This is a genomic window from Cellulomonas fengjieae (genome assembly GCF_018388465.1).
GTDB classification, from domain to species: Bacteria; Actinomycetota; Actinomycetes; order Actinomycetales; family Cellulomonadaceae; genus Cellulomonas; species Cellulomonas fengjieae.
Window position 1 is genome coordinate 3,642,108 of sequence record NZ_CP074404.1, and the last position, 26,910, is coordinate 3,669,017.

Sequence of the window (26,910 nt, forward strand, 5' to 3'; positions counted from 1 at the left end):
GGGGGCGCCGACGCGGTTACCGTGGCGGCGTGGATGCGCTGCAGCTCGTGTGCCTGACCCTCGTCGTCGTGTCCAGCGTCGTCGGCGTCGCGGTGTTCTCGCGCGGGGCCGTCGAGATCGTGCGGACCGTGCGGATCGGCGGACCGGCCCCGGGGCGGTGGACGCCGGTCGGGCCGCGACTGGCCACGCTCGCGCGCGAGGTGCTCGGGCACGAGCGGTTCCAGAACAAGCCCCTGGTCCGGGTGGCGCACTGGGCGGTGATGCTGTCCTTCCCCGTGCTGGTCCTGACCCTGGTCACCGGCTACGGGCAGGTGGTGGACCCCTCGTTCGCCCTGCCGCTGCTCGGCCACCTCGCTCCGCTCGAGTGGGTGACCGAGGCGATCGCGTGGGCCTCGCTGCTCGGCATCCTCGTGCTTGTCGTCGTCCGCATCCGGCTGCTGCCGCGGGGGGACCGGCGGTCGCGGTTCTTCGGGTCGAACCAGGGGCAGGCGTTCTTCGTCGAGGCCACCGTGCTCGCGGTCGTCCTCGCGGTCCTGGTGCTGCGAGGGCTGGAGTACGCGCTCGGGGTGCAGGCCGGCGAGCCGTGGGCGACGGCGTGGCACTTCCCGCTGACCGCGTGGCTCGGGGCGGCGTGGAGCGGGGTCGCGACGACGACCCTGCAGACGGCCGTCGTCCTCGTCGCGACCGTCAAGATCGTCGTGTCGATGTCGTGGTTCGTGGTCGTCGGCCTGCAGCCCACCATGGGCGTCGCGTGGCACCGGTTCCTGGCGGTCGTCAACGTCTACGCCCGCCGGGAGCCCACCGGCGGCGTCGCTCTCGGCCCGGTGCAGCCGCTGCCCGTGGACCTGCTCGGTGAGCTGCCCGACGACGTCCGCCTCGGCGTCGGCGCCATCGAGGACTTCACCTGGAAGGGTCTGCTCGACTTCGCCACGTGCACCGAGTGCGGCCGGTGCCAGGAGCAGTGCCCGGCCTGGGCCACGGGCAAGCCGCTGAGCCCCAAGGCGGTGACGCTCTCGCTGCGCGACCACGCGGCCGCCACGGCTCCGTACCTGCGGGCCGGCGACACCAGCCACCGCGGGCTCGACCTCATCGGCACCGGCGTCATCGACGCGGACGCCCTGTGGGCCTGCACCATGTGTGGCGCGTGCGTGCAGCAGTGCCCGGTGGACATCGAGCACGTGGACGCCATCGTGGACATGCGGCGCTACCAGGTGCTCATGGAGTCGGCGTTCCCCAAGGAGCTGGGCGGCACGTTCAGCAAGCTCGAGCGGCAGGGCAACCCGTGGGGGCTGCCCGCGCGCAACCGGCTGAACTGGGCGAAGGGGCTCGACTTCGACGTGCCGGTGGTCGGCGTCGACGTGGAGTCGGCGGCCGAGGTCGAGTACCTGTTCTGGGTGGGCTGCGCGGGCGCGTACGAGGACCGGGCGATCCGCACGACGAAGGCCGTCGCGGAGCTGCTGCACACCGCGGGGGTGAGCTTCGCGGTCCTGGGTGACGGGGAGTCGTGCACGGGCGACCCGGCGCGACGGGCGGGCAACGAGCTGCTGTTCCAGATGCTCGCGAGCGCCAACGTGGAGATGCTGAACGAGGTGGGTGCGCAGCGGATCGTCGTCACGTGCGCCCACTGCTTCAACACGATCGCCCGCGAGTACCCCCAGCTGGGAGGCCGGTACGAGGTGGTGCACCACACCGAGCTGCTGAACACCCTGGTCGCGGACGGCCGGCTGACGCTGCTGCCGCCGACGGACGAGCGCACCGTCACCTACCACGACCCCTGCTACCTGGGCCGGCACAACGCGATCTACTCCCCGCCGAGGGAGCTGCTCGGCGCCCTTCCCGGCGTCCAGCTGGCCGAGATGCCCCGCAACCGGGAGAACTCCTTCTGCTGCGGGGCGGGGGGCGCGCGCGTGTGGATGGAGGAGACCATCGGCACCCGCATCGGCACGGCGCGCGCCGAGGAGGCCGTCGCCACCGGCGCGGACGTCGTCGCGACCGCCTGCCCGTTCTGCACCGTGATGCTCACCGACGGGGTGGCCGCGTCGCAGTCCGTCGGCGTCCCGGAGGTCACCGACATCGCCCTCCTGCTGCTCGACCGTGTGAAGGAGTCGCCGTGACCGACCCGCGCAGCACCGAGCAGCGACGGCAGGACGCGCTGTACCGGCTCGGTCACGACGTCGACGCGTGGGTCGCGACGACGGACACCGGCACGGGGGCACCCCGCCTGACCCCGCTGTCGTTCCTGTGGCACGACGGGTCCCTGGTCCTCTCCACGCCGGCGACCAGCGCGACGGGCCGGAACCTGGCCGCCAACCCCTCGGTGCAGGTCGGCGTCGGCCAGACGCGCGACGTGGTGCTCGTGCAGGGGACGGTCGAGGTCCTGGGGTCGGTGGGCGACCGCCTCGGCGACGCGTTCGCTGCGAAGGCCGGGTTCGACCCGCGGAGGATCTCCGACCCCTACCCGTACTTCCGGCTCACCCCCCGCACGATCCAGGTGTGGCGCGAGGAGAACGAGCTCGCCGGGCGGTGGGTGATGCGCGGCGGGGCCTGGGTCTAGACGTCGGGCAGCGTGCTGGGCTGCGGCAGTCCGGCCTGCGTGCTCGACTCCTCCTGGACCAGCAGGTGCCAGTCGGTGACGACCGGGACGGTCTGCGCGGCCGCCCAGGCCTCGAGCTGGTCCGTGGCGTGCGGGCTGCCGGGATCCCCCGAGGCACCGAACGGGACGCCCCACCGGCTGCGGCGACGGTCGGACAGGTCCCAGACCCAGCGCGCCGCCGAGCCGCGCGACGACAGGTCGCTCAGCCCCGGCACGCTCGCGGTGCAGCGGACGCAGTCGGAGTCCCCGGACAGCGGGACGGGGTCGACGACCGGTCCGCCGACGCCGGCCAGCACCGGGACGGGTTGGAGCCGGTGGAGGTCGCCCCACGCGTCGGGGCCACTCCCGGACGACGCCACCAGCTCCAGCGCGTCGCGGACCACCGCGGCGCCGTCGATCCCGAGCGACGTCGCGCCGAGGAGCCCCGGCAGCGCGTCGGCGACGCGGACCGCCACGGCCAGCCACGGCTCGAACAGGGCGTCGTGGCCGTGCGGGCGGTACAGCGGGGCCAGCCCCGGGTGCGCGCTGAGCCGGACGGCGACGTGCGAGCGCCACTGCGCGAAGAGCGCCGCGTCCGTGCTGTCCGCGTCCATGTGCCGGTCCCAGGCCAGCAGCCGGTCGCGCAGTGCCTCCCCGCCCGCGGACAGCCCGGACGCCCGGCGGACCCAGCCGAGCAGCTCGTCGGCACCGCCCAGGAGCGTGTCGCCGTGGATCGCGGCCATGTCGTCCGGGCCCAGGGCCGACGGCGTCTCCAGCAGAGCCGCGATGCGCCGCGCCCGGTACGGGGGCGCGTAGGCGCGTCCGAGGTCGCGCGCGACGCCGCCCGGCCGCTCGTTGGCGTCGACGGCGACGTCCGTGACCGGGGCGGGATCGGCCAGGCGGTGCCACGGCCCCCGGCGGGCGGCCGGCGACCAGGCGTCGTGCGGCAGCCGACGGTCCTGCCGGTGCCGGCCCACGACGAGGCCGGCGTCGAAGCTCAGCACCGTCCCGGTCGCGTCGGCGGCCAGCACCCGGTTGACCGGGTCCACCCAGCCGCGCAGGGCGTCGGCCACGTCGCCCGCCGTGCGCGCCCGCAGCAGCGGCAGCAGGCAGGAGATGCCGACGTCCGAGGCGACGCGGGCGGGGAACCGGACGCTCAGCCCGTCGAGGACCACCGGCCCCCGGTCCGTCTCGACGACCTCCACCACGACGTCGGTGCCGCGGCGCACCCGGATCGTCTCGGCGTGCCGCGTCACGGGTGCCCAGCCGTCCGGTCCGAGCGCCGTCAGGCCGTCGTCGGAGAACTCCTCCCGGAAGAGCTCGACGTGGTGGGCGATCGCGTTGGTGATCCCCCAGGCCGCCGATCCGGTGTGCCCGAAGTGCTGCACCCCCGGCACCCCCGGGAACGTCAGCCCGACCACGTCGAACTCGTCGCACGCGAGCCTGACCTGCTGGTACACCCCCGGCAGCTCGAGCACGCGGTGCGGGTCGCCCGCGAGCAGCGGCTTGCCGCTCACCGTGCGGGAGCCGTGCAGCGCCCACGCGTTGGAGCCGTACGCCGGCTCGGTGGCGGCGAAGAGGTCGACCGCGTCGTCGCCGAGCGTCCGGAGCACGTGCTCGTTCCACAGCAGCCGCGGGAACGTGGAGAACAGGGCGTGCTCGACGAGCAGGATGCCGAGCGGCGCCCACGCGCGCCACGGCTCGTGCGGCGTCAGGGACCCGAACTGCTCGTCCAGGACCCGGCGCTCCGCCGAGCGCCGACCGGTGCGGCCGGTCTCCTCGGCCAGCCCGGCGTTGACGCCCGTGACGTAGGCGTCGACGAACGCCCGGTCGTGGGCCGCGAGCGCCGCGTACGCCCGCTGTGCGGTGTCCGCCAGGCGCGCCCGCCGCGCGAACCGGTCCCACTCCACGCCGGCGGCGCCGATCCGCTCGGCCAGTCGGCCCTCGGACCGCCACCGGCTCACCTCGATCTGCCAGCCACGGTCGCGCGCGGTGACGAGCCCCTGCTCGCGGGCGAGCTCCAGGCGATCGGGGGACCGGATGTGCGGGACGCCGAGCGCGTCGCGGAAGACGGTCACCGCACGCCCCACGGGGCGCAGAGCGCACTCGCGAGCGGCGAGTCGCCGTCGACGACGGACATGCGTGGCATCGCGCGCACTCGGGGCCTTCTCGAGGGGTGAGGACGGCCGAACTCCGGCAAACGTAGCGGAACGTGGACACGCGTCAAGGGGCTTCGGGGGTCCGGCAGTGGCTGGGGGACGCTAGGACTTCCCGGCCTTCCAGTACCCGCAGAACGTGACGTTTCCCTTGGGCACCCCGCGCTCGCCGACCAGGTACCGGCGGGTGCCGGTCGCGATCGCGGACTCGCCCACCGCGAACGCGTACGGCGTGCCGGCGGGCCAGTCCAGCGACCTGAGCATGCCCAGCGCGGTGCCGCCCGCGCCGCGTGGCACCCAGTGCACGGCCATCCCGGCGGGGGCGTCGACGTCCTGGGCGTCGGCGGCGTCGATGAGCTCGACGACCGCGTGGCCGACGGCGTCGCGCGGCATGTCCCGCAGGATGCCGAGGACGGCTGGCAGCCCGGACTCGTCGGCCACCAGCAGCGACCAGTCGGCGGGCACCGGTGCCCAGCCGCAGCCCTGGTCGATGAACGCCACCTCGGTCCCGGGCTCCACGGTCTCGGCCCACGGGCCGGCCACGCCGGACGAGCCGTGGCAGACGAAGTCGATGTCGAGCTCGGGCACCTCCGGGCGGAAGAACCGCACGGTGTAGCTGCGGATCACCGGCCGCGTGGACTTCGGCAGCACCAGGTACCGCAGGTAGGACCGGGTGTCGAAGCGCTCCGGCAGGTTGTCGAACCGGGCGTGGTCGTCGACCGGCACCGCGAGCCGGAACCACTGGTCGAACCCGCGGTACCGGAACCGGCGCAGGTCGTCCCCGGTCAGCGTCACCCGGACCATGTGCGGCGTGACGCGCTCGGTCCGGGCGACGTGCGCGTGCACCAGGCCGCTCGGAGCGTGCGTCACGGTGATGCTGCTCATGCGGTCTCCAAGGTGGTCGGCAGGGTGGTCGGCACGGTGGTCGGCAGGGTGAGGAACGCGAGCTGCGCGCGCTTGTGCGGCAGGTCGACGACGGGTCCGGCGACGAAGCCGGTGCGGGCGATGCGCGCGAGCGCGCGGTCGTTGCGGACGTCGGGCTCGGCGACGATCCGGCGGGCGCCCGGCTGGTCGCGCAGGAAGGCGAGGAGTGCACCGAGCAGCCGGGTCGAGAAGCCGGCGGTCGGCCGCCCGCGGGCACCCACAAGGAGGTGCACGCCGAGGTCGCCCGGCCGGACCTCGTAGCACTCGCCCACCGGGTCGTGCGCGGGGTCGTACGCCTGCAGGAGGGCGACCGGCTCGTCGTCGCGGAGCACCAGGTAGGCGTGGTGGGTGGGCAGGGAGTCGACGAAGGCGTAGGTCTCCCGCAGCTCCTCCCGGGTCAGCTCCCCCAGCCCCCAGAACTGCGTGCCCCGCGCGGTGACCCAGGCGTGCAGCGTGTCCAGGTCCGCGTCGGGGTCGAGCACCCGCACGGTGACCCGCCCGAGGCCCTCGACCTGCCGCTCGTCGACGACCTCGCCGCGCCTCATGCGATCGGGTTCGCGAGCGTGCCCGCGTAGATCAGCGACGACGACTGGTCGGCCAGGTCGACCATCTGCAGCGTGTTCCGCAGCTGCAGGCGGTTGAGGCAGGAGTGGGCGAACCGCGCGGCGCGCAGGTCCACCCCGCCGGACAGCCCGGGATGGTCCGCGGCGTGCTGGTCGACGCACTCGCGCACCAGGGACCAGAACGCGTCCTGCGGCAGCACGCCGTCCGTGTCGAGGATCGCCGCGAGGTGCCGGAGGACCCCGTCGAACACGTCGGTGAAGATCGCCAGCGCGCGCTCCTCGTCGTCCACGACCTGCCGGACCCGCGCCACCGCCTCCGGCAGCGGGCGGTGCCCGAGCACGGTCACCTCCTCGCCGATGTCCTTCAGGAACACGCGGGCCGGCGCGTGCCCGTCGAGCACGAGGATCACGTTCTCGCCGTGCGGCATGAACGCCACCTGGTGCGCCAGCAGGCAGTGCACGAGCGGGCGCAGGTAGGCGCGCAGGTACCGCCGCACCCAGTCCCTCGCGGGCAGTCCCGACGCCCGCACGCAGGCCGTGACGAACGCGTCGCCGTCCGCGTCGCGGTGCAGCAGCGCGGCCATCGTCGCCGGCCGCTCGGTCGGTCCGACCAGCGGCACGGGGCTCTCCCGCCACAGGGCCGCGAGCATCTTGCGGTGCGCGTTGGGCGCGGGCGTCCGGTGGTAGACGTCGCCGGTGTAACCCAGCGACACCCGCTCGCGCAGCACCTGGAACCCGCACTCCGTCAGCGTGGGATCGTGGCTGACCAGGTCGAACACCCAGTCGTTGATCGCGGGCGTCGCGCGCATGTACGCCGGCGACAGACCGCGCAGGAACCCCATGTTCTGGATGGCCAGCGCCACCTTGACGTAGTGCCGGTCCGGCCGCGAGGTGTTGAACAGCGTGCGGATCGACTGCTGCGCCACGTACTCGTCGTCGCCCGCTCCCAGCGGCACCAGGTCTCGGCGAGCCACGTCCGGCGCGAACGTCACGGCCACCCGGTGCTCCCACTGCCACGGGTGCACGGGCAGGAACCGGTAGCCGGTGGGGTCCTCGCCGAGGTCGCGCAGCGTGGCCTCGAACCGGTCGAGCGTGTCCGCGCCGAGCTCGTCGAGGTAGAACCCGTCCTCGTCCAGCCCGGTGCCGAGCGCCAGGTGGCTCGACGCCTTGCGCACCCCGAGCCACAGGAGCCGGATCGGCGCCCCGGCCTCGGGCGCGTACGCGGCGTGCTCATCGACCCCGAAGCCGATGCGGCCGTTGTTCGCGACGAAGGACGGGTGCCCCTCGGTCATCGCGCGCTCGACGGTCGGCAGGTCGGCGTGCAGCAGCTCGGCGGCCGACGGTCCGCCGTGGTGGACCTTGAACGCGGCGGCGGCCAGGGTGGACGACAGCTCCTCGAGGTACACCGCAAGCAGTGCGTCGGGGATCTGCAGCAGCGGCTGCAGCTCGAGGACCAGCGCGAGCGCGTCGAGGTCGGCCGGTGCGCCGTCGACGGTCCGGGTCAGCGACGCCTCCTCGATGGTCCAGTGCTCGAGCGCCAGCCGCCGGGCGCGGAACCGGTAGACCACGTCCCCGAGCACCACGCGGTAGCGCTCATCGTCCGCGACCGGCGCCAGCAGCCGCTCGTGCGCGAACTCCGCGAGCGCCTTGGTGACCAGGTGGCGGTGCGCGACGGCCATGGCCGCGGGGTTCAGGTGGGGCGCGAGCGTCGGTCGGGCGAGCACCTCGGTCATCGTCGGCTCCCCGCCGTCATGGTGCTCTCCGCGAACGCCTCGCGGGTGCACACCGCGAGCGAGGCCCGCTTGCCGGGCAGGTCGAGCTCGCGCAGCACGCGGAACCCGACCTCGGCGTTCTTGGCGGCGACCCTGTGGTTGCGCACGTCCGGCTCGACGACCACCCGCGAGGCCCCCAGCTCGCCGAAGCAGAACGCCACGGTCGCGGCCATGACCCCCGAGGTGAACCCGTGCACGGGTGCCCCGGTGGGCGGGGCGACCAGCAGGTGCATGCCGAGGTCGCCGGGCCGCACCTCGGGGACGCCGTCGAGCAGGACGGTGGTCGGGTCGTACGTCTCGACCAGGAACGTGGGCTCCTCGTCGACGAACCCGAGCCACGAGTCCTGCCGCGGGTCGGCGGCCACCGCGGCGAGGTACGCACGCACGTCGTCGAGCGACAGCCCGCCCATCTGCCAGAACGCGGACGCGGGATGCGCGAGCCAGCCGTGCACGAGGGGTGCGTACCGGTGCCGGTCCAGCGGCAGGATCGCGATGCTCATCGGACCGCCACCCCCGCCGGCACCCCGAACTCCTGGAACGCGATCCGCCGCTCGACCGGGTAGATCTCCCGGCCGGTGATCGTCGCCAGGATCGAGGAGTTGCGCCAGGCCCCGAAGCCCAGGTCGGGGGCCGTCAGGCCGTGCGTGTGCTCCTCGGCGTTCTGCACGAACACCCGGCCGCGGCCGCCGTCGACCGAGTAGTCGCGGGCGACCGCGAACCGCCCGGTGTCGTCCCAGTCGAGCAGGTGCCGGATGCCAAGCACGAAGTCGGGCACCTGCGCGACGTACCCGGTGGCCAGCACCAGCGCATCCGTCCGCCGCTCGTAGACCTCGTCGAGCTGGGCGTGCCGCAGGGTCAGCGTGAACGCGTCGCCGTCCCACGTCGCGCCGAGCAGCTCGGTGTCGGTGAGCAGCGTCGTCGGCACCGGTCCGTCGAGGCTCAGCCGGTAGAGCGCGTCGTAGATGTCGTCGACCAGGTCCCCGCTGATGCCCTTGTACAGCGACCGCTGCTCGCGCCCGAGCCGTCCGCGCACCTCGGCCGGCAGGGCGTGGAAGTGGTCGGTGTACTCCGGCGACGTCAGCTCCAGCGTGAGCTTGGTGTACTCCATCGGGAAGAAGCGCGGCGACCGCGTGACCCAGTCCAGCCGGCCCGTGGTGCCCAGCAGGTCGCGGTAGATCTCCGCGGCGGACTGCCCGCTGCCGACGATCGTGACCGAGCCGGCGTCCCGCAGCGCGTCCCGGTGCGTCAGGTAGTCGGCGCTGTGCACCACCGGGCCCTCCCCGTGGCGCACCGACTCGGGCAGGACCGGTCGCGTCCCGACGCCGAGCACCACGTGCCGCCCCCGGTACGTCTCCCCGCCGTCCGTCGTGACGACGTAGTGGTCGCCGTCCGCGTGCAGCCCGACGACCCGACGGCCCCAGCGCAGGGACGGCAGCTGCGCCGCCACCCACCGGCAGTAGGCGTCGTACTCCGCGCGCAGCGGGTAGAAGCTCTCGCGGATGTAGAACGGGTACAGCCGGCCCGTCGCCTTGAGGTGGTTGAGGAACGAGTACGGCGACGTCGGGTCCGCCATCGACACCAGGTCCGCGAGGAACGGCACCTGGATCCGAGCGCCCTCGATCATCATCCCGGGGTGCCAGCGGAACTCGTCCGCGGCGTCGAGGAACACCGCGTCGAGGCCGTCGACGGGCGCGCTCAATGCGGCGAGCCCCAGGTTGAACGGGCCGATCCCGATGCCGACGACGTCGTGGACCCTCATCGGGCACCCACCTGCTCGGCGGCGACCAGGTCGTCGCCCTCGGCCAGCGCGGCGCCCGCCCCGCGGACCAGCTCGAGCACCGCGCGCACGTCGTCGAGCGTGGTGTCCGGGTTGAGCAGCGTGAGCTTGAGGCACGGCCGCCCGTCCACCACGGTCTTCGCGACGATCGCCCGTCCCGACTCGAACAGCACGCGCCGCACCAGCGGCACCAGCCGGTCGGCCTGCTCGTCCGTCACGTCGAGCGGCTGGTAGCGGAACAGCACCGTGCTCAGGTCGGTGCGACCGACCAGCTCGAGGTCGGGGTCGCGCTCGAGCTCGTCGTGCACCCGGGCAGCCAGGTCCAGGACCGTGTCGAACATCGCGCCGATGCCGTCCGCACCGAGCGCACGTAGCGTCGTCCAGAGCTTGAGCGCGTCGAACCGCCGGGTCGTCTGCAGCGACTTGTCGACCTGGTTGGGCTCGTCGGCGTCCGCGGGGTTGAGGTAGTCCGCGTGCCAGGTCACGTGCCGCAGATCCGCCGGCTCGCGCACCAGCACCGCGCTGGAGGAGACGGGCTGGAAGAAGCTCTTGTGGAAGTCGACGGTGACCGACCGGGCGCGCTCGATGCCGGCGAGCAGGTGCCGCCGCGTGGGGGACACCAGCAGGCCGCACCCGTACGCGGCGTCGACGTGCAGCCACACGCCGGCCCGGTCGCACTCGTCCGCGATCGCCGCCAGCGGGTCCAGCCGGCCGCGGTCGGTCGTCCCGGCGGTGGCGACGACGCACATCGGCACCCGGCCGATCGCCGCCAGGGTGTCCAGCGCCCCCGCGAGCGCGGCCGGGTCCATCCGCCCCTGCGCGTCGGTGCGTACAAGCAGCACGGCCTCGTCGCCCAGTCCGAGCAGCCGGGCGGACTTCTGCACGCTGAAGTGGCTGGACGCGGTCGCGACGATGACCAGGGCATCGGTCCGGGCGCCCGCCGCGGCAGCCGCCTCCCGCGCCAGCAGCAGCGCCTGCAGGTTCGACTGCGTGCCGCCCGAGGTGAACACCCCGTCGCCGGCCGCGAACCCGATCCGCCCGCACGTCCAGTCGACCAGCTTGCGCTCCATGAGCGTGCCGACCGTCGACTGGTCGTAGGTGTCCAGCGACGGGTTGACCGCCGCGATGATCGCCTCCGCGACGACCGCCGGCACCGCGACCGGGCAGTTGAGGTGGGCCGAGTAGGCGGGGTGATGGAACCAGACCGCGTGCTCGCCGACGAGGTCGTCGGCCTCCCGCAGCGCGGTCGCCGTGCCCAGCCCCTCGGCGTCCAGGTCGACGGCGTCGACCAGTGCCTGCAGCTGGGTCCGGCTCGCCCCGGAGAACGGCTGGGGGACGCTGCGCAGCCGGCCCGCCAGCCGGTCGACGGTCTCGCGCATCGCCTCGACGTAGTGGTCGGCGGACGTGGAGGACAACAGCTCGTGCACGCGAGAGCCCCCTTCGGCGAAGCTTAGGACGTCCTAAGTAAGCGTCGCCTAACGTAGCCGGATCCGGACATCCGTCAACCCGCCGTCCACGGGGTGCTGGACGGCGGTGCGGGACGACCGCTCAGCGCTCGTAGGCCCACGTGCGGTCGGTGAGCATGCGGGCGATTGCCAGCCCGATCGCCAGGGACGCAACCACGAGGGCGGCCTGCACGCCGTACGACAGCGCGTCGACCGTCTCGCCGTTGGAGATGTGGAACACCGCCCGGTAGGCCAGGACGCCGGGCACCATGATCGTCACGGCGGGCACGTAGACCGTGATCCGCGGGACGTCGAGCCGCGGAGCGATGACCGCGGCGAGCAGTCCCACGGCGAGGGCGGCGATCGCGGCAGCCGCCTGCGGTGGCACCGCGCTCTCGACCAGCTCGATGCGCAGCACGTTGGCCACCATCCCGACACCCGCCGCGGCCAGCGCGATCCGCCACGGGCTGTTGAACATCAGCGCGAAGCCGAGCACGCCCAGGAAGCTGGCGACGAAGCGCAGCGTCAGCAGCAGGCCGGGATCGAGCTCGGGGGCGGTCGGCGGGTCGGGGCTCAGTCCCACGACGAGCGACAGCGCCCACACCGCGAGCGCGGCGGAGGTGAGGATCATCAGCGCGTACGTCAGTCGCGCGATCCCCGCGGAGAAGTCCAGCTTGGCCAGGTCGAGGAAGCCGGTGACCAGCGGGAACCCCGGGATGAGGAACAGCACGGCCGAGACGTAGCCCGCGTCGTGGCCACCTCCCGCTGCCCCTGTGGCCTGCAGCAGGCCGACGAAGCCGAGGTAGCCCAGGCACGCGACCGTCGCGCAGAGCATCGTGACGCCGAACGGGTTGAACCCGCGGTGCAGCATCGTGCGCCGCAGCGCCTGCCCGAGGAACGCCCCGACGAAGACCCCGACGACCTCGACCACGCCGCCGCTGTTCAGGAACGAGAAGGCCGCGCACGCCATCGCGGCCCACAGCGCGTTGGCGAGCACCGGGTACAGCGGCGGCTTGCCCGCGATGCGGTCCAGCTCGGCCGTGACCTCCTCGACGGTGGCCTCGCCCCGCGCCTCCAGCCGGCCCGCCAGGTGCTCCAGGCCGGTGAGCCGGTCGACGTTGACGCCGATCGTCCGCTCCTCGACCACCTCGGTCCGAAAGCTCGGTCCGCGGTGCGAGGTCGTCGTGATCTCGGTGAGCGTCACGTGCGCCTCGTGCCGGTCGATGCCCAGCGCCCGGGCGACCCGGGCCATCGACGCCTTGACCCGGTACGACCCCGTCCCGGCCGACAGGCTCAACCGCCCGACCCGCAGCACGACACCGGAGCGCCGGATCAGGTCGAGCTCGTCGAGGTCCGGCGCGGGTGGCATGCCTCCATGATGGTGCGCCGATGCCCCGGGCCGTGGGCCGATCGTCCTCGCGGCGCCCGTTGGGAACGTCACGTCGTCGGTCACGGCGAGCCGCCACCGGCGTCGGGCGCGCTGACCGTCCGGCCGTCACGGCGCCGGCGGAACGTGTAGCGCATCGGCGAGAACGGCAGCGGATCCGGCCGATCGACATCCCCGCGCCGCCGGACGCGACCGGGCGGCTTCGCGTGCCGCTCGATCGTCAGATCCAGGCGATGCACCAAGGTCTGACCTGCACACACATATCCACAGGCGGCGGCGCGAGCCGCCCACAGGGAGGTGCCTGTGGACGACGAGCTCAGTCCGCGACCGCCCGCAGCAGCCGCAGCAGCTCGGCCTGGTCCTCCTCAGAGAGCCGGCCCAGCCGCTCGGCCACCCCCTCGTGCCGCTGCGCGGAGATCGCCGCCAGCAGCCGCCGCCCGTCGTCGGTCAGCTCGAGCAGCGTCGCCCGCCGGTCGGTCGGGTCGGGCAGCCGCCGCACGAGCCCGTGCTCCTCGGCCAGGTCCACCTTGGACGTCACCGACCGCGGCGCCACGTCGAGCGCCGCGGCGAGCTCGCCCAGGCGACGCGGGCCGTCGCACCGTTCGAGCGTGCGCAGCAGCCGCAGCTGTCCGGGCGTCGTCCCCGACAGCTCCAACCGGGCCGCCGCGTCGCGCCGAACCCCGTGCAGCACGCCGTGGAGCAGCTCGAGCAGCTCCCCGGACCGGTCCTCGTTGTTCACGGCCGTGACGCTATCGCATCTTGTGATGTACGCACATAGTGAGTTAACCTCAGCACCGGCTCACGACGCCACGCGCCCCCAAGCTGCGCCACAGCGACAGCACGGGCCGCACCAGAAGAGGAGGTGGGCCCGTGTCCATGACACCCGGAAGCCCCAACATGCGCAGCTTCGCCAAGGACCGCACGGTCGCCGACCACAAGCTGACCAAGGACACGCTGAAGCGCATCCTGTCGTTCGCGCGCCCGTACCGGGGCAAGCTCGCGGTCTTCCTCGGGCTGATCGCCCTCGAGGCCGCCGCCGGCGCCGTCACGCCCCTGCTCTTCAAGACCCTCATCGACGACGGCATCGCCGCGGGGAGCACCCGCGTCGTCCTGACCATCGCGGCCGTCGTGGCGGTCCTCGCGATCGTCGGCGCGGGCCTGTCCGTGGCCGACCGGTGGGTCTCGTCGCAGGTGGGCGAGGGGCTCATCCGCGACCTGCGCACCGAGGTCTTCGACCACGTGCAGCGCATGCCGCTCGCCTTCTTCAGCCGCGCCAAGACCGGTGCGCTCGTGCAGCGGCTCAACGGCGACGTCCTCGGCGCTCAGCAGGCGTTCACGTCCACCCTGCAGAACGTGGTGAGCAACTCGCTGACCATCGTGTTCGTGCTCGCGGCCATGTTCAGCATGTCGTGGGAGCTCACCCTGCTCAGCCTGGTGCTGCTGCCCGCGTTCGTCTTCCCGGCCCGCTGGTTCGGCAAGAAGATCGCAGCGATCACGCGCGAGAGCTACGCCCTGAACGCCGACGCCGCGCAGATCATGAACGAGCGGTTCAACGTCGCCGGCGCGCACCTGGTCAAGATCTTCGGGGACCCGCAGCGCGAGTCGCGCGGCTACGCCGAGCAGGTGGACCGCGTCCGCGACATCGGCGTCACCCGGGCCCTGTACTCCACGTGGTTCCGGGTCGGGCTGACCACGCTCGCCAGCGTCGCGGTCGCGATCGTCTACGGCCTCGGTGGGGTCATGGCGATCCGCGGAGAGCTCACGGTCGGTGTCGTCGTCGCGCTCACCGCCTACCTCGGCCGCCTCTACGGGCCGCTGACCGCGATGTCGAACGTGCAGGTCGACGTCATGACCGCACTGGTCAGCTTCGAGCGCGTGCTCGAGGTCCTGGACCTGGAGCCGACGGTCGCGGAGAAGCCGGACGCCGTCGACCTGACCGTGCGGACGGCGCGGCACGGTGCCTCCGTCGAGCTCGACTCCGTGACCTTCCGCTACCCGGGGGCCGACGAGGTCTCGCTGGCCTCCCTCGAGTCCGTCGCCACCCTGCGCCACGAGACCGTCGAGGACACGCTGCACGACGTCAGCTTCACCGTTCCCGCGGGCCACATGGTCGCGCTGGTCGGCCACTCGGGCGCGGGCAAGACGACGATCTCGCAGCTGGTCACCCGCATGTACGACCCCACGCGCGGCGCCGTGCGGATCGCGGGTGCGGACCTGCGGGACGTCACCCAGGCGTCCCTGCGCGCGACGGTCGGCGTGGTCAGCCAGGAGGCGCACCTCTTCCACGACACCATCGCGGGCAACCTGCGCTACGCCCGCCCCGAGGCCACCGACGCGGACATCCAGCGGGCGCTCGAGCAGGCGCACATCGCCGACCTCGTCGCGACCCTGCCCGACGGCATCCACACCGTGGTCGGCGACCGCGGCTACCGGCTGTCCGGCGGCGAGCGTCAGCGCCTGGCCATCGCCCGGATGCTGCTCAAGGCGCCCGACGTCGTGGTCCTCGACGAGGCCACCGCCCACCTCGACTCCGCATCGGAGGCCGCCGTCCAGGCCGCGCTCGACGAGGCCCTGGCTGGCCGCACGAGCATCGTCATCGCCCACCGCCTGTCCACCGTGCGGCAGGCCGACTCGATCGTCGTCCTCGACCACGGCCGGGTGGTGGACCAGGGCACGCACGCCGAGCTGCTGGCCCGCGGCGGGGTGTACGCCGAGCTGTACCGCACGCAGTTCGCGAGCACCTCGACGGTCGCCGCCTGAATGGTCTTGCGGTCGGGGCCCGCGCGGTGAACTCTCGTGGCATGCCCGACTCCCCACGCCGGACCCGCCCGAGCTTCTGGATCTGCGCCACGTGCGCCGTCGAGAGCGCCGAGCGGCTCGACGTGTGCCCGGTCTGTGCCGACGAGCGCCAGTGGGTGCCGGGTGCGGGCCAGCGCTGGACCACTCTGGAGGAGCTCCGCGCCGAGGGCTACCGGGCCTCCCTGACTGCGCTGGAGCCCGACCTCTACGCGCTCACCAGCACGCCGAGCGCGGGCATCGGCCAGCAGTCCAAGCTGCTGGTCACGTCCGGGGGCAGCCTCCTGTGGGACCCGATCGGCTTCCTCGACGACGAGGTCGTCGAGCGGATCCTCGCCCTCGGGCCCGTGCGCGCCATCGCGGCCAGCCACCCGCACATGTACGGCGTGCAGGTCGAGTGGAGCCGCGCGCTCGGCGACCCGCCGGTCTACGTCGCCGAGGCGGACGCCCGGTGGATCAACCGCCCGGACCCGGTGATCCGCACCTGGTCCGGCGAGCTCGAGGTCCTGCCCGGCGTCACGCTGTCGCAGCCCGGCGGCCACTTCCCGGGCAGCGCGGTCGCGCACTGGCCGGCGGGTGCGGACGGCCGGGGCGTCCTGCTCAGCGGCGACACGCTCTTCGCCAACCCGGACCGGCGGAGCGTCGCGTTCATGCGCAGCTACCCCAACCACCTGCCGCTGTCCGGCGCGGTCGCCCGCCGCGTCGCCGACGCCGTGGACGACCTCGCCTTCGACCGCCTCTACGGCAACTTCGCGAACGTCATCGCCTCGGAGGCCAAGGACGTCGTCCGCCGCTCCGCCGCGCGCCACATCGGCTGGGTGAACGGCGACTTCGACCACCTCACCTGAGCGCGTCCTCCAGCCGGTCGACGAAGGCCGCCTGCGCGCCGACCACGAGCCGGCGCGCCTCGTCGGGTGCGAACCAGCCGGCCCGGTCGAGCTCGGGCACCAGCAGCGTGCGCCCGGACCGCGGCGGCCAGTCGATCTCGACCAGGTTGCTCGCGATCGTGCTGACGTCGAGGTCCCCCTCGACCGCCCACGCCGTCACCACCTTGCCGCCGCTCTGCCGCACGTCGCCCAGCGGGATGGGTTCCGACGAGGGCGCCGGCACCCCGAGCTCCTCGGCGAACTCACGCAGCGCGGTCTCGAGCGGCTGCTCGCCCGGTGCTGGCTCGCCCTTGGGGATCGTCCAGGCGCCCTGGTCCTTGCGCGCCCAGAACGGACCGCCCATGTGCCCGAGCAGCACCTCGAGCCCGGCGGACCGCCGGAACACCAGGAGACCGGCGCTCGTGCGCACGCTCAGATGTCCTCGGGGTCGACCAGGAAGTCGGCCTCGTCGGCGATCTCGCCGCCGACCGCGGCGTGCACGGCCCGGGCCACCGCCTGCACCAGAGGGGCCGCGCGGGACCGGGCGACCCGGTGCTCGAAGGACGGCCGCTCGGCCTCGAGCTCCTCGACGAAGGGCGGCTCCCAGTGCACCCGGTACGCCACCACGCCGTCGCGCGCCCACGGCAGGTCGCCCACCAGCGGGGGCAGCAGGGTCTCGGAGCCGGCCTCGACCGAGAGCATCCCGTCGTGCCCGAGCTCCACGAGGATGCCGTAGGACTCGGGCAGCGGCGGCACCGCGAGCATCCGCTCGTCGTACGCAGCCGCCTCCGCCATGAGCCGGCGGCGCTCGGCCTCCTCGCTGACCCCGTGCTCGTCGAGCGACGCCGACAGCCCGCTCCCGCCGGCCTCGGCGACCCAGCCGGGCCGTCCGGACGCGTCCCGTCCGACTCCGGCCTGCGGACCGGTCCACGTGCCCGGCGCCTCGCTGATCCGCGCCCGGGCGTGCACCGACTGGACCACCGCGAGCGCCTCCCCGGGCTCCAGCCAGGAGTCGGACAGCACCGTGAGGTCGATCGCGCTGTCGATGTCGGGGGTGAGCACCGTGCCGCGCACGCCGGTGCGCACCGAGCCGCCCAGGCGACGGGCCGCGGCGACCAGCCACCGCAGGACGCGGTCCTCCTCGCGGACGGGCATGCCGTCGGGGAACGCGCGCTTGAGACCGTCGCGGTCCCCGCCCGGGTACGGCTTGTCGCCTCGTTCGCGCGGGCACACCAGGACGTACGCCAGGGTGCAGGTCGCGGGCAGGCCGAGGCTGACGGCGTCCTGCGTCTCCAGCCGGAACGGGCCGTTCAGGGTGGACAGCCGGGCGAGCCGCAACGTCCGCGGCGGGATGCTCGCGGACCCGACGGCCCGGATGCCGAGCGCCGCGGTCATGGGCCCGATGATTCCGCGCGGCTGCAGCGCGTCCTGCTCCTGCTCCTCCCAGCGCGCGTTCGCGAACCGGCTGATGGCGAGCACCTCGACCTCGTCGACCCCGACGTCCGCGGGCAGCGCCAGGATGTGCCGGTCCCGCAGACCGGGGTCGTCGGCCGTGAGACGGGTCAACCCGGCCACGGGGTCAGACGTCCGTCCGGTGGAAGTTCTGCCACGACCGCGACGCCGTCGGCCCCCGCTGCCCCTGGTACCGCGAGCCGTACTGCGAGGAGCCGTACGGGTGCTCGGACGCCGACGACAGCCGGAAGAAGCACATCTGGCCGATCTTCATGCCGGGCCACAGCAGGATCGGCAGCGTCGCCACGTTCGACAGCTCGAGCGTCACGTGCCCGGAGAACCCGGGGTCGATGAACCCGGCGGTGGAGTGGGTGAGCAGCCCCAGCCTGCCCAGCGACGACTTGCCCTCGAGCCGCGCGGCGATGTCGTCGGGCAGCGTCACGGCCTCGTACGTGGACCCCAGCACGAACTCCCCGGGGTGCAGCACGAAGGACTCCCCAGGCGACACCTCGACCAGGCGCGTCAGGTCGGGCTGGTCGGCCGACGGGTCGATGAACGGGTACTTGTGGTTGTCGAACAGCCGGAAGTACCGGTCGAGCCGCACGTCGATGCTCGACGGCTGCAGCATGTCGGGCTCGTAGGGGTCGAGGGCCACCCGGCTCGACTCGAGCTCGGCCCTGATGTCACGGTCGGAGAGCAGCACGGGGACACGGTAGTCCGGATCGTCCCGCGCTCACGGCAGGTCCGCGTCGCGGACGAGCAACGCCACCTGCGTCCGGTTCTCGAGCCCCAGCTTCAGCAGGATGCTCGACACGTGCGCCTTGACCGTGGCGAGGGAGAGGTACAGCTCGCGGCAGATGTCGGCGTTGCTCGCTCCCCGGCCGATCGCGGCGACGACGTCCCGCTCCCGGTCGGTCAGCCGGTCGAGCGTCGCCCGTGCCGCCGCCCGGGAGCCACCCGTTCGGGCGGTCGAGTCCATGAGCCGACGGGCCACCCGGGGCGAGAGCACCGGCTCGCCCGCCGCCGCGGCCAGCACCGCCTCGACGATCCTGCGCGGCTCGGTGTCCTTGAGCAGGTAGCCGGCCGCGCCCGCGTGCAGCGCGGCCTCGACCTCGTCGGGGGTGTCGAACGTGGTCAGGACGACGACCGCGGGCGGGTCCCGGCGAGCCCGGACCGCACGGGTGGCCGCGATGCCGTCGGTGCCGGGCATGCGCAGGTCCATCAGGACGACGTCGGCGGGGTGCGCGTCGAGGGCGGCGGGGACCCCGGAGCCGTCCGCCACCTGCGCGACGACGCCGATCCCGTGCGCGCCGTCGAGCAGGAGCGCCAGGCTCGAGCGCACCAGCGCGTCGTCGTCGACGACGACCACCCGGACGCTCACGGCTCCCACGGTAGCGACGCCTCCAGCTCGAACCCGTCGTCCCGCGGCTGCGCCCGGACCGTGCCGCCCAGCAGCTCGACCCGCTCGCTGAGCCCCACCAGCCCCGTGCCGGTCCCCGCGCCCAGGCCCCGGCCGCCGGGGCCGTTGACGACGCGCACGCGCACCCGGTCGTCCACGGCGACCTGCACGTCGACCCGAGCGCCCGGCGCGTGCCGGCGCGCGTTGGTGAGCCCCTCCTGGCACGTCCGGTACACGGCCAGGCCGAGCGCGGCCGGCAGGTCGACGTCGGGCAGCTCCAGGGACACCACCGACCCGGCGGCACGCTCCTGCTCGACGAGCGAGGTGAGGTCCGCGAGCCCGGGCACCGGCCGCAGCTCGGCGGGCCCCTGGCGCAGGAGGCCGACCACGGTCCGCAGCTCCTCCAGTGCCTCGCCCGCGTTCGCACGCACCACACCGGCGGCCGCCGACACCTGCTCGGGCGACAGGTCCGTGCGGTACTCCAGGGCTCCCGCCGTCGTCGCCAGGAGCGTCAGCCGGTGCGCGAGCGTGTCGTGCATCTCGCGCGCGATCCGCGTCCGCTCCGCCGACCGGGCCTCCTCGACCCGGCGGGCCTGGTCGTGCTCCGCCGCGCGCGCTCGCGCCCGCCACGCGTCGATCAGCTCGTCGCGGGTCCTGCCGTAGGCGCCCCAGCCGAGCAGCGCGGCGTGCACCGCGACGTCGCACAGCAGCCACCAGCCCAGCGGCAGGCCGACCGAGCGCCACAGGGCCTGCACCGCGTGCCCGACGATGCCCGCGACCGCCACCGGCACCGCGACGCCCAGCCGCTCGCGGCGCGCGACGACGTAGGTCCCGGCGGTCGCCGCGGGCGTCACGGCCGGGCTCAGCGCGGCGAGCGCGCCGAGCAGCAGGCCCGCGAGCAGGGGCCGGGTGCGCAGGGCGGGCAGCAGAGCGACCGCGAGGGCGCCCAGCGCCAGGTCGAGCGCGACGGGCATGCCGTCGACGCGCGCGGCCCACGCGGCCAGCGACGTCAGCACCACCATCCCGGCCAGGAGCGCCAGCAGGACGGGGCGGGGGACGTCTCGGCGGTCGTCGCAGGTCATGCGGCGAGCGTAGGAACGGGGCGGACGGGCCCGCCACCGACCTAAGCAGGGGGCCGGACGCACCTCCGGCCGAGGACGCGGACGACGAGGACCGCCAGGGTCGATCCCGTCCACCTCGACGTCAGGAGAAGCTCATGTCCCGTCCCGTCCCCGTCTGGCTCGTCGCGGTCGCCGCGTCGGCCCTCGCCCTCGCGATCTGGGTGCTGGCCGTCCCCGTGGCGGGCGTCGACCTCGTCGCCGGCACCCCCGCGCAGACCGTCGGAGCCGTCTCCGTGCTCGTCGCGACCCTCGCAGTGACCCTCGCCGCCTGGGCGGTCCGCACCGTGCTCCGCCGACGCAGCCCCAACGCCTGGTGGCTGACCTGCACCATCGTCCTGGTGCTCTCGATGCTCGGCCCCCTGGGCGGTGCGTCCCCGGCAGCGGTGGCCACGCTGGCCGCGCTGCACGTCGGGGTGGGCGCCGTCGTGGCCGTGGGCCTGGACCCGCGGCGCGTCCGCGCCCGTACCCCGTCGATGGCCGCCTGACGGGCTCGGGGTCGACGGGGGGATTTCTCCTCGTCGACCCCTGGCCGTTCCACCACACGATCGAGGCGGCTATGCTCTCGTCCGGGAGTTGCATGGGAGCGCTCTCGCACCGAATCGCGCCGAAGGTCGCGACGCACCTCCCGCACCGCCGCGGAGGAGTCGCAGCAGCAGGCGCCACTGCCGAGCACTCGAGGGGCAAGTCCATGCGGTACGGCCGGTTTGACGACGAGGCACGCGAGTACGTCATCGAGACGCCTCACACGCCCTATCCGTGGATCAACTACCTCGGGTCGGAGCAGTTCTTCTCGCTGATCTCGCACCAGTCGGGCGGGTACTCGTTCTACCGGGACGCCAAGATGCGCCGGCTGACCCGGTACCGCTACAACAACATCCCCGCGGACGCGGGCGGCCGGTACTTCTACGTGAACGACGGTGGCGACGTGTGGACCCCGTCGTGGCTGCCGGTCAAGGCCGACCTCGACCACTTCGAGACGCGGCACGGCATGGGCTACACGCGCATCACGGGCGAGCGCCGCGGGATCAGCGTCGAGACCCTGTTCTTCGTGCCGATCGGCGAGAACGCGGAGATCCAGAAGGTCACGGTCACCAACACGTCCGACGCGGTCAAGACGATCTCGCTCTTCTCATTCGTCGAGTTCTGCCTCTGGAACGCGCAGGACGACCAGACCAACTACCAGCGCAACCTGTCCATCGGCGAGGTCGAGGTCGAGCAGGACGGCCCGTACGGGTCCGCCGTGTTCCACAAGACCGAGTACCGCGAGCGCCGCGACCACTACGCCGTCTACGGCGTGAACGCTCACGCGTCCGGCTTCGACACCGACCGTGACACGTTCGTCGGCGCCTACAACGGCCTCGGCGAGGCGACCGTCCCGCGCTCGGGGAAGTCCGCCGACTCCGTGGCGTCCGGCTGGTACCCCATCGGCTCGCACTCGCATCAGCTCACGCTCGAGCCGGGCGAGTCCCGCGTGCTGACCTACGTGCTCGGCTACATCGAGAACCCGGACGAGCAGAAGTGGGCCGACGACGCCCACCAGGTCATCAACAAGGAGCCCGCGCACGCGCTGCTGGGCCGCTTCGCGACGACCGAGCAGACCGACGCCGCGTTCGAGCAGCTGCGCGCGCACTGGACCGGCCTGCTGTCCACGTACTCGGTCAAGAGCGACGACGAGAAGCTGGACCGGATGGTCAACATCTGGAACCAGTACCAGTGCATGGTCACGTTCAACATGTCGCGCTCGGCGTCGTTCTTCGAGACCGGCATCGGCCGCGGCATGGGCTTCCGGGACTCCAACCAGGACCTGCTCGGCTTCGTGCACCTCATCCCCGAGCGCGCCCGCGAGCGCATCATCGACATCGCGTCCACGCAGTTCGAGGACGGCTCGGCGTACCACCAGTACCAGCCGCTGACCAAGCGCGGGAACAACGACATCGGCTCCGGCTTCAACGACGACCCGCTGTGGCTCATCGCCGGCGTGGCGGCGTACATCAAGGAGACCGGCGACGTCGCGATCCTGGACGAGCCGGTGCCGTTCGACAACGCGCCCGGTTCCGAGGTGCCGCTGTTCGAGCACCTGGTGCGCTCGTTCCAGTTCACGGTCGACAACCGTGGGCCGCACGGCCTGCCGTTGATCGGCCGTGCCGACTGGAACGACTGCCTGAACCTCAACTGCTTCTCCACCACGCCCGGCGAGTCGTTCCAGACCACCGAGAACCAGGCCGGCGGCCACGCCGAGTCGGTGTTCATCGCCGCACAGTTCGTCCTCTACGGCGCGGAGTTCGCCGAGCTGGCGGCGCGCCGGGGCCTGACCGAGGTCGCCTCGCAGGCGCGCAAGGTGGTCGACGAGGTCCGCGCCGCGGTGCTCGAGCACGGCTGGGACGGCGAGTGGTTCCTGCGCGCGTACGACTTCTACGGCAACCCCGTCGGCACCGACGCCAAGCCCGAGGGCAAGATCTGGATCGAGCCGCAGGGCTTCGCCGTCATGGCGGGAATCGGCGTGGACGGGCTGTCGCAGGAGAGCCCCGCGATCAGGGCGCTCGACTCGGTGGGCGAGATGCTGGGCACCCCGCACGGCCTGGTGCTCCAGTACCCCGCGTACACGACGTACCAGATCGAGCTCGGCGAGGTCTCCACCTACCCGCCCGGGTACAAGGAGAACGGTGGCATCTTCTGCCACAACAACCCCTGGGTGATCATCGGCGAGACCGTCGTGGGCCGCGGCGGCAAGGCGTTCGACTACTACAAGCGGATCACGCCGGCGTACCGCGAGGACATCTCCGACGTGCACAAGCTCGAGCCGTACGTGTACGCGCAGATGATCGCGGGCAAGGAGGCGTCGCGTGCCGGTGAGGCCAAGAACTCCTGGCTGACCGGTACGGCCGCCTGGAACTTCGTCGCGGTCTCGCAGTACCTGCTCGGCGTGCGCCCGGACTACGACGGTCTGGTCGTCGACCCGCAGATCGGCCCGGAGGTCCCGTCGTTCACCGTCACGCGCGTCGCCCGCGGCGCCACGTACGAGATCCACGTGACCAACTCCGGCACGCCGGGCGCCCGCGGACGCCTCACGGTCGACGGCACGCCGATCGAGGGCAACCTCGTGCCGTACGCCGCCGAGGGCCAGGTCGTACGGGTCGAGGTCACCGTCTGACCCCCGCGGGGGTCGACGGGGTTCTGTCATGACGACGCTCCAGGAGCGGATGCCGACGGCGGTCGCAGGAGCCGACCCTCGGGTGGTGACGCTGCGCAGCGACCGGTGGGAGCTCGACGTCCTCCCGGAGACCGGCGCCGCGATCGCCGCCGGCCGCGTCCGCACACCGGACGGCGTCTGGCGCGACCTGCTGCGCCCGACGCGCTCGGCGGGCATGGGGGAGCCGGAGAAGTGCGCGAGCTTCCCGATGATCCCGTGGTCGAACCGCGTCAGCGCCGGGGTGCTGCGCTTCGGTGGCCGGTCGTGGCAGCTCCAGCGCAACTGCGCCGACGGCACGGCGATCCACGGCGCCGCACGGCACTCGCCGTGGTCCGTCGTGGAGCGGACCGACGGGCGCGTCGTGCTGGAGCTCGACACCTGCGAGCTGGTCGGCGTGAACTTCCCCTGGAAGTACCGCGCCCGGATCACGTACGCGCTCAGCGGGGACCGGCTCACCGTCGGGACGTCACTGCGCAACACCGACGTCGAGCCGTTCCCGGGCGGGTTCGGCCACCACCCGTACCTGCAGCGCTCGCTGTCCCCCGTCGGGTCCCCCGGGCCGGCGCCCCGCGCGCACCCGGTCCTCGAGGTGCCCGCCCACAAGAGCTACGCGATGGTCCGCGCCCTGCCCTCGGGACCGGCCGGCGCCGTCTCGCCGCGGGCCGACTTCCGCGTGCCGCGGCCGCTGACCTCCGCGTTCGTCGACGACGTCGTGACCGGGTGGGAGCCCGGCGCCCCCGTCCGCATCCACTACCCCGACTCCGGCGTGGGCGTCGACCTGCACGCGGACCCGGTCTTCGCGCACCTCGTGCTGTACGCACCCCGCAAGCGCTCCTACTTCGCCGTCGAACCGGTGACCAACGTCAACGACGGGTTCACGATGCACGAGCAGGGCGTACCGGGCACCGGCGTCTTCGTCCTCGAGCCGGGCGAGGAGCGCTCCGGGGCGTTCACCATGACCGTGCGGACCTGAGTTCGCCGCACGGACCGCTCCGGGTATGCTCTCTTCTCGGACTGGTCCACCGGTCCGCGCGGGTGTAGTTCAGTGGCAGAACTTCAGCTTCCCAAGCTGATAGCGCGAGTTCGATTCTCGTCACCCGCTCCAGCTCTTCCACCCCCGTGCCATGCCCCGCTCCCAGGTGCGCCACGGCGAGGCACAGCACCCTGGCCTGCACCCCCGACGCCGACGGGTTCTCGTCCCCTGAGCTCGAGGATCTGTCGGCGGATCCGGGGCTCGTGGAGCAGCTCGGCCAGAGTGGCGGCGACGTCCTCACGGGGGATCTCGTCATGCGGCTGGGCCGGGCCGAGGGCGACCGTCCCTGTTCCGGAGCTGCGCCGGCGGATCGAGTACTGCCTGACCATCCTCCAGGACGAGGGATCGCTGGCGCCGGGTGACAACGCGCGCCGGGCGAGGTTCCTGTACACGGTGGTCAGCGGCCTCTCGATCGCGCAGGCACTCCCCGCCGAGACCCCGCGCGTGCGGACAGAGATCGAGGTTCTGCGCACAGCCGCCGAGTACGTCCTGAACGCCCGCCCTGAGCGAGCTCGCGAGCTTGACCGTGTTCCGGGAACACGGTGTCGACTGGCGACGCACGCGGGCCCATCCCCCTGCCACGACCTGGAGCACGCACATGATCAAAGCTCACGCCCTGACCAAGCGCTACGGCGCGAAGACTGCCGTCGACAGCATCGACTTCACTGTCCGCCCCGGCCTGGTGACCGGCTTCCTCGGCCCGAACGGCGCGGGGAAGTCCACCACCATGCGGATGATCATGGGCCTCGACCGTCCGTCGAGCGGTTCGGTCACGGTGAACGGCCTGCCGTACGCCCGGCACCGGGCCCCGGTGCGTCAGGTCGGTGCGCTGCTCGACGCCAAGGCCGTGCATCCCGGGCGCAGCGCGCGCAGCCATCTCCTCGCCGTCGCCGCCACACACCGCATCGGCGCGAGGCGCGTCGACGAGGTGATCGGGTACACGGGGCTCGGGCCGGTGGCGGGCAAGCGGGTGGGCGGGTTCTCGCTCGGCATGGGTCAGCGCCTCGGGATCGCCGTGGCACTGCTCGGCGATCCCGCCACGCTCATTCTCGACGAGCCGGTCAACGGGCTGGACCCCGAGGGCGTGGTGTGGGTGCGTCAGCTCGCTCGACGCCTTGCCGCGGAGGGGCGCACCGTGTTCCTCTCCTCGCACCTGATGAGCGAGATGGCACAGACGGCCGACCACATCCTCATCCTCGGACGGGGTCGGATCATCGCCGACGCCCCCGTGGGTGAGATCCTCGGCGGCGTCGAGGGTGAGTCGGTGCAGGTGCGCACCCCGCAGGCCGCACCCCTTGCCCGGCTGCTCGAAGCCGAAGGCGCCACCGTGCCGGCCGCCGAGCTCGACCTGCTGTCCGTGAGAGGCCTCACCGCGCAGCGCATCGCCGAGATCGCGGCCGCCGCGGGGGTCGTGATCTACGGGCTCACTCCCGTGACGCGGTCACTCGAAGACGCCTACATGGCGCTGACCCGGGACGACGTCGAGTACCGCAGCGCGGAGGCGAACCGATGAGCACCACGTCCACGAACCCGGTCCCGACCGCTGTCGGAGACGACCTCAGCTTCGCCGGAGCGGTCCTCTCGGAGTGGGTCAAGCTCCGCACCATCCGCTCCACCTGGTGGTTGTACGCGATCCTGCTCGTCCTCACCGTCGCGCTCGGTGCGCAGATGTCGTCGTCGCTCTCCTTCCAGGGCGTCGACGGCGTCCCGACCCAGGACGCGATCCAGGACCTGGCGGTCTACGCCGTCATGGTCAGCACCGACTTCAGCGCGCTCGTCGTGAGCGTGCTCGGCGTGCTCGTCATCGCCGGCGAGTACGGCACCGGCATGATCCGGTCGACCCTCACCGCCGTCCCGCGACGGCTGACGGCCCTGTTCGCCAAGGCGCTCGTCTTCGTGATCGCGACCACCGTCGTCAGCGCGGTCGCGCTCGCGCTCACCGTTCCGATCTCGGTCGGCCTGCTGTCGGGCAACGGCATGGACGTCCGCCTCGACGACCCGCAGTACTGGCTCTCGCTCCTGGGTGGAGTGGGATACCTCGTGCTGGTCGGTCTCATCGCGTTCTCGATCGGTGCACTCCTGCGCACCACGGCCGGCGGCGTCGCGACGGCGCTCGGCCTCGTCCTGGCGGCGCCGCTCGCGCTGAGCCTCGTCCTCGGCTCGGCCGAACCGGCCTGGGCGGACACCATCGCGACGCTCCTGCCGTCGACCGCGGGCAGCGTGCTCGTCAGCTATCCGACAGAGCAGAGCTGGGTCGACCTCGCCGCACCGGCAGCCAGCGGCTGGATCACCGAACCGTGGCAGGGCGGGCTCGTCCTCGCCGCCTGGGTGGTCGTCCTGCTCACCGGCGCGGCGGTGCTGCTCAGGCGTCGCGACGCCTGAGCGCCACACCGTCGTCCGGTGTGCCCGTTGTTCGCTCGCCTCTCAGTAACCACGGCGACGAGTTACCGCCCCGCA

At 73.0% G+C, this 26,910-nt stretch carries 24 protein-coding genes and 1 tRNA gene; 10 read left to right on the forward strand and 15 right to left on the reverse strand.

Annotated elements, in window-relative coordinates:
• Nucleotides 1-29: 29 nt before the first annotated feature.
• Nucleotides 30-2,114 (forward strand): (Fe-S)-binding protein, encoded by a 2,085-nt coding sequence (locus KG102_RS16955; protein WP_208290289.1) that lies wholly within the window; start codon nucleotides 30-32, stop codon nucleotides 2,112-2,114.
• Complete coding sequence (locus tag KG102_RS16960) at nucleotides 2,111-2,554, forward strand: pyridoxamine 5'-phosphate oxidase family protein (RefSeq protein WP_208290288.1); 444 nt, start codon at nucleotides 2,111-2,113, stop codon at nucleotides 2,552-2,554. The genes KG102_RS16955 and KG102_RS16960 overlap by 4 nt, the downstream gene beginning before the upstream one ends.
• On the opposite strand, the gene KG102_RS16965 is transcribed toward KG102_RS16960, so the two are convergent.
• The 10 genes from KG102_RS16965 to KG102_RS17010 form a co-directional block, all read right to left on the reverse strand.
• Nucleotides 2,551-4,650, reverse strand: a complete 2,100-nt coding sequence (locus KG102_RS16965; RefSeq protein ID WP_249667377.1) for a penicillin acylase family protein — start codon at nucleotides 4,648-4,650, stop codon at nucleotides 2,551-2,553. The genes KG102_RS16960 and KG102_RS16965 overlap by 4 nt on opposite strands.
• Before the next feature lie 183 nt (nucleotides 4,651-4,833).
• Nucleotides 4,834-5,613 (reverse strand): siderophore-interacting protein, encoded by a 780-nt coding sequence (locus KG102_RS16970; RefSeq protein ID WP_208213087.1) that lies wholly within the window; start codon nucleotides 5,611-5,613, stop codon nucleotides 4,834-4,836.
• A complete protein-coding gene (locus KG102_RS16975; RefSeq protein ID WP_208290287.1) occupies nucleotides 5,610-6,197 on the reverse strand; it encodes a GNAT family N-acetyltransferase in 588 nt (195 codons plus the stop codon). The genes KG102_RS16970 and KG102_RS16975 overlap by 4 nt, the downstream gene beginning before the upstream one ends.
• The gene (locus tag KG102_RS16980; protein WP_243885021.1) at nucleotides 6,194-7,948 is read right to left on the reverse strand and encodes an IucA/IucC family protein; all 1,755 of its coding nucleotides are present in this window, start codon (nucleotides 7,946-7,948) and stop codon (nucleotides 6,194-6,196) included. Before KG102_RS16980 ends, KG102_RS16975 begins: the two co-directional genes overlap by 4 nt.
• Nucleotides 7,945-8,487 (reverse strand): GNAT family N-acetyltransferase, encoded by a 543-nt coding sequence (locus KG102_RS16985; RefSeq protein WP_208213089.1) that lies wholly within the window; start codon nucleotides 8,485-8,487, stop codon nucleotides 7,945-7,947. Before KG102_RS16985 ends, KG102_RS16980 begins: the two co-directional genes overlap by 4 nt.
• Nucleotides 8,484-9,746: a lysine N(6)-hydroxylase/L-ornithine N(5)-oxygenase family protein gene (locus tag KG102_RS16990; RefSeq protein WP_208290286.1), complete on the reverse strand. Its 1,263-nt coding sequence runs from the start codon at nucleotides 9,744-9,746 to the stop codon at nucleotides 8,484-8,486. Before KG102_RS16990 ends, KG102_RS16985 begins: the two co-directional genes overlap by 4 nt.
• A complete protein-coding gene (locus tag KG102_RS16995) occupies nucleotides 9,743-11,143 on the reverse strand; it encodes a pyridoxal phosphate-dependent decarboxylase family protein (protein WP_208290395.1) in 1,401 nt (466 codons plus the stop codon). Before KG102_RS16995 ends, KG102_RS16990 begins: the two co-directional genes overlap by 4 nt.
• Nucleotides 11,144-11,312: 169 nt before the next feature.
• Nucleotides 11,313-12,578, reverse strand: coding sequence for a threonine/serine exporter family protein (locus KG102_RS17000; protein ID WP_208290285.1), 1,266 nt, complete (start codon nucleotides 12,576-12,578; stop codon nucleotides 11,313-11,315).
• A gap of 80 nt (nucleotides 12,579-12,658) precedes the next feature.
• On the reverse strand, nucleotides 12,659-12,838 hold the full coding sequence (locus KG102_RS17005) for a hypothetical protein (RefSeq protein ID WP_208290284.1): 180 nt from the start codon (nucleotides 12,836-12,838) through the stop codon (nucleotides 12,659-12,661).
• A 74-nt stretch (nucleotides 12,839-12,912) separates the two neighbouring features.
• Nucleotides 12,913-13,335 (reverse strand): MarR family winged helix-turn-helix transcriptional regulator, encoded by a 423-nt coding sequence (locus tag KG102_RS17010; protein ID WP_249667378.1) that lies wholly within the window; start codon nucleotides 13,333-13,335, stop codon nucleotides 12,913-12,915.
• Nucleotides 13,336-13,472: 137 nt separating this feature from the next.
• On the opposite strand from KG102_RS17010, the gene KG102_RS17015 reads away from it, so the two are divergent.
• Nucleotides 13,473-15,356: an ABC transporter ATP-binding protein gene (locus tag KG102_RS17015; RefSeq protein WP_208290394.1), complete on the forward strand. Its 1,884-nt coding sequence runs from the start codon at nucleotides 13,473-13,475 to the stop codon at nucleotides 15,354-15,356.
• A gap of 41 nt (nucleotides 15,357-15,397) precedes the next feature.
• Nucleotides 15,398-16,240: an MBL fold metallo-hydrolase gene (locus KG102_RS17020; protein ID WP_208290283.1), complete on the forward strand. Its 843-nt coding sequence runs from the start codon at nucleotides 15,398-15,400 to the stop codon at nucleotides 16,238-16,240.
• Here KG102_RS17020 and KG102_RS17025 read toward each other — a convergent pair.
• The 5 genes from KG102_RS17025 to KG102_RS17045 are packed head-to-tail and all read right to left on the reverse strand — an operon-like array spanning nucleotide 16,233 to nucleotide 20,191.
• Nucleotides 16,233-16,694 carry an NUDIX domain-containing protein gene (locus KG102_RS17025; protein ID WP_208290393.1) on the reverse strand — a complete coding sequence of 154 codons (462 nt, stop codon included), beginning with the start codon at nucleotides 16,692-16,694 and terminating at the stop codon, nucleotides 16,233-16,235. The two genes, KG102_RS17020 and KG102_RS17025, sit on opposite strands and share 8 nt — an antisense overlap.
• Entirely contained in the window at nucleotides 16,691-17,833 is a 1,143-nt protein-coding gene (locus KG102_RS17030; protein WP_208290282.1) for a hypothetical protein, read from the reverse strand. The genes KG102_RS17025 and KG102_RS17030 overlap by 4 nt, the downstream gene beginning before the upstream one ends.
• 4 nt (nucleotides 17,834-17,837) lie before the next feature.
• A complete protein-coding gene (gene dcd / locus KG102_RS17035) occupies nucleotides 17,838-18,413 on the reverse strand; it encodes a dCTP deaminase (protein WP_208213096.1) in 576 nt (191 codons plus the stop codon).
• Between the two features lie 30 nt (nucleotides 18,414-18,443).
• Nucleotides 18,444-19,091 carry a response regulator gene (locus KG102_RS17040; protein WP_249667379.1) on the reverse strand — a complete coding sequence of 216 codons (648 nt, stop codon included), beginning with the start codon at nucleotides 19,089-19,091 and terminating at the stop codon, nucleotides 18,444-18,446.
• Nucleotides 19,088-20,191: a sensor histidine kinase gene (locus KG102_RS17045; protein WP_243885019.1), complete on the reverse strand. Its 1,104-nt coding sequence runs from the start codon at nucleotides 20,189-20,191 to the stop codon at nucleotides 19,088-19,090. The genes KG102_RS17040 and KG102_RS17045 overlap by 4 nt, the downstream gene beginning before the upstream one ends.
• Nucleotides 20,192-20,325: 134 nt before the next feature.
• Between KG102_RS17045 and KG102_RS17050 the strand changes: the two genes are divergently transcribed.
• The 6 genes from KG102_RS17050 (at nucleotide 20,326) to KG102_RS17075 (ending at nucleotide 26,835) form a co-directional block, all read left to right on the forward strand.
• Complete coding sequence (locus KG102_RS17050; protein ID WP_208290280.1) at nucleotides 20,326-20,715, forward strand: DUF6069 family protein; 390 nt, start codon at nucleotides 20,326-20,328, stop codon at nucleotides 20,713-20,715.
• 203 nt (nucleotides 20,716-20,918) lie between these two features.
• The gene (locus KG102_RS17055; RefSeq protein ID WP_208290279.1) at nucleotides 20,919-23,381 is read left to right on the forward strand and encodes a GH36-type glycosyl hydrolase domain-containing protein; all 2,463 of its coding nucleotides are present in this window, start codon (nucleotides 20,919-20,921) and stop codon (nucleotides 23,379-23,381) included.
• Nucleotides 23,382-23,409: 28 nt separating this feature from the next.
• The gene (locus tag KG102_RS17060) at nucleotides 23,410-24,393 is read left to right on the forward strand and encodes an aldose epimerase family protein (RefSeq protein ID WP_208213100.1); all 984 of its coding nucleotides are present in this window, start codon (nucleotides 23,410-23,412) and stop codon (nucleotides 24,391-24,393) included.
• Between the two features lie 58 nt (nucleotides 24,394-24,451).
• Nucleotides 24,452-24,525 (forward strand) — tRNA-Gly (locus KG102_RS17065).
• 526 nt (nucleotides 24,526-25,051) lie between these two features.
• Nucleotides 25,052-25,966: an ABC transporter ATP-binding protein gene (locus KG102_RS17070; protein ID WP_208213102.1), complete on the forward strand. Its 915-nt coding sequence runs from the start codon at nucleotides 25,052-25,054 to the stop codon at nucleotides 25,964-25,966.
• Entirely contained in the window at nucleotides 25,963-26,835 is an 873-nt protein-coding gene (locus tag KG102_RS17075; protein ID WP_208213103.1) for an ABC transporter permease subunit, read from the forward strand. Before KG102_RS17070 ends, KG102_RS17075 begins: the two co-directional genes overlap by 4 nt.
• Nucleotides 26,836-26,910 lie beyond the last annotated feature (75 nt).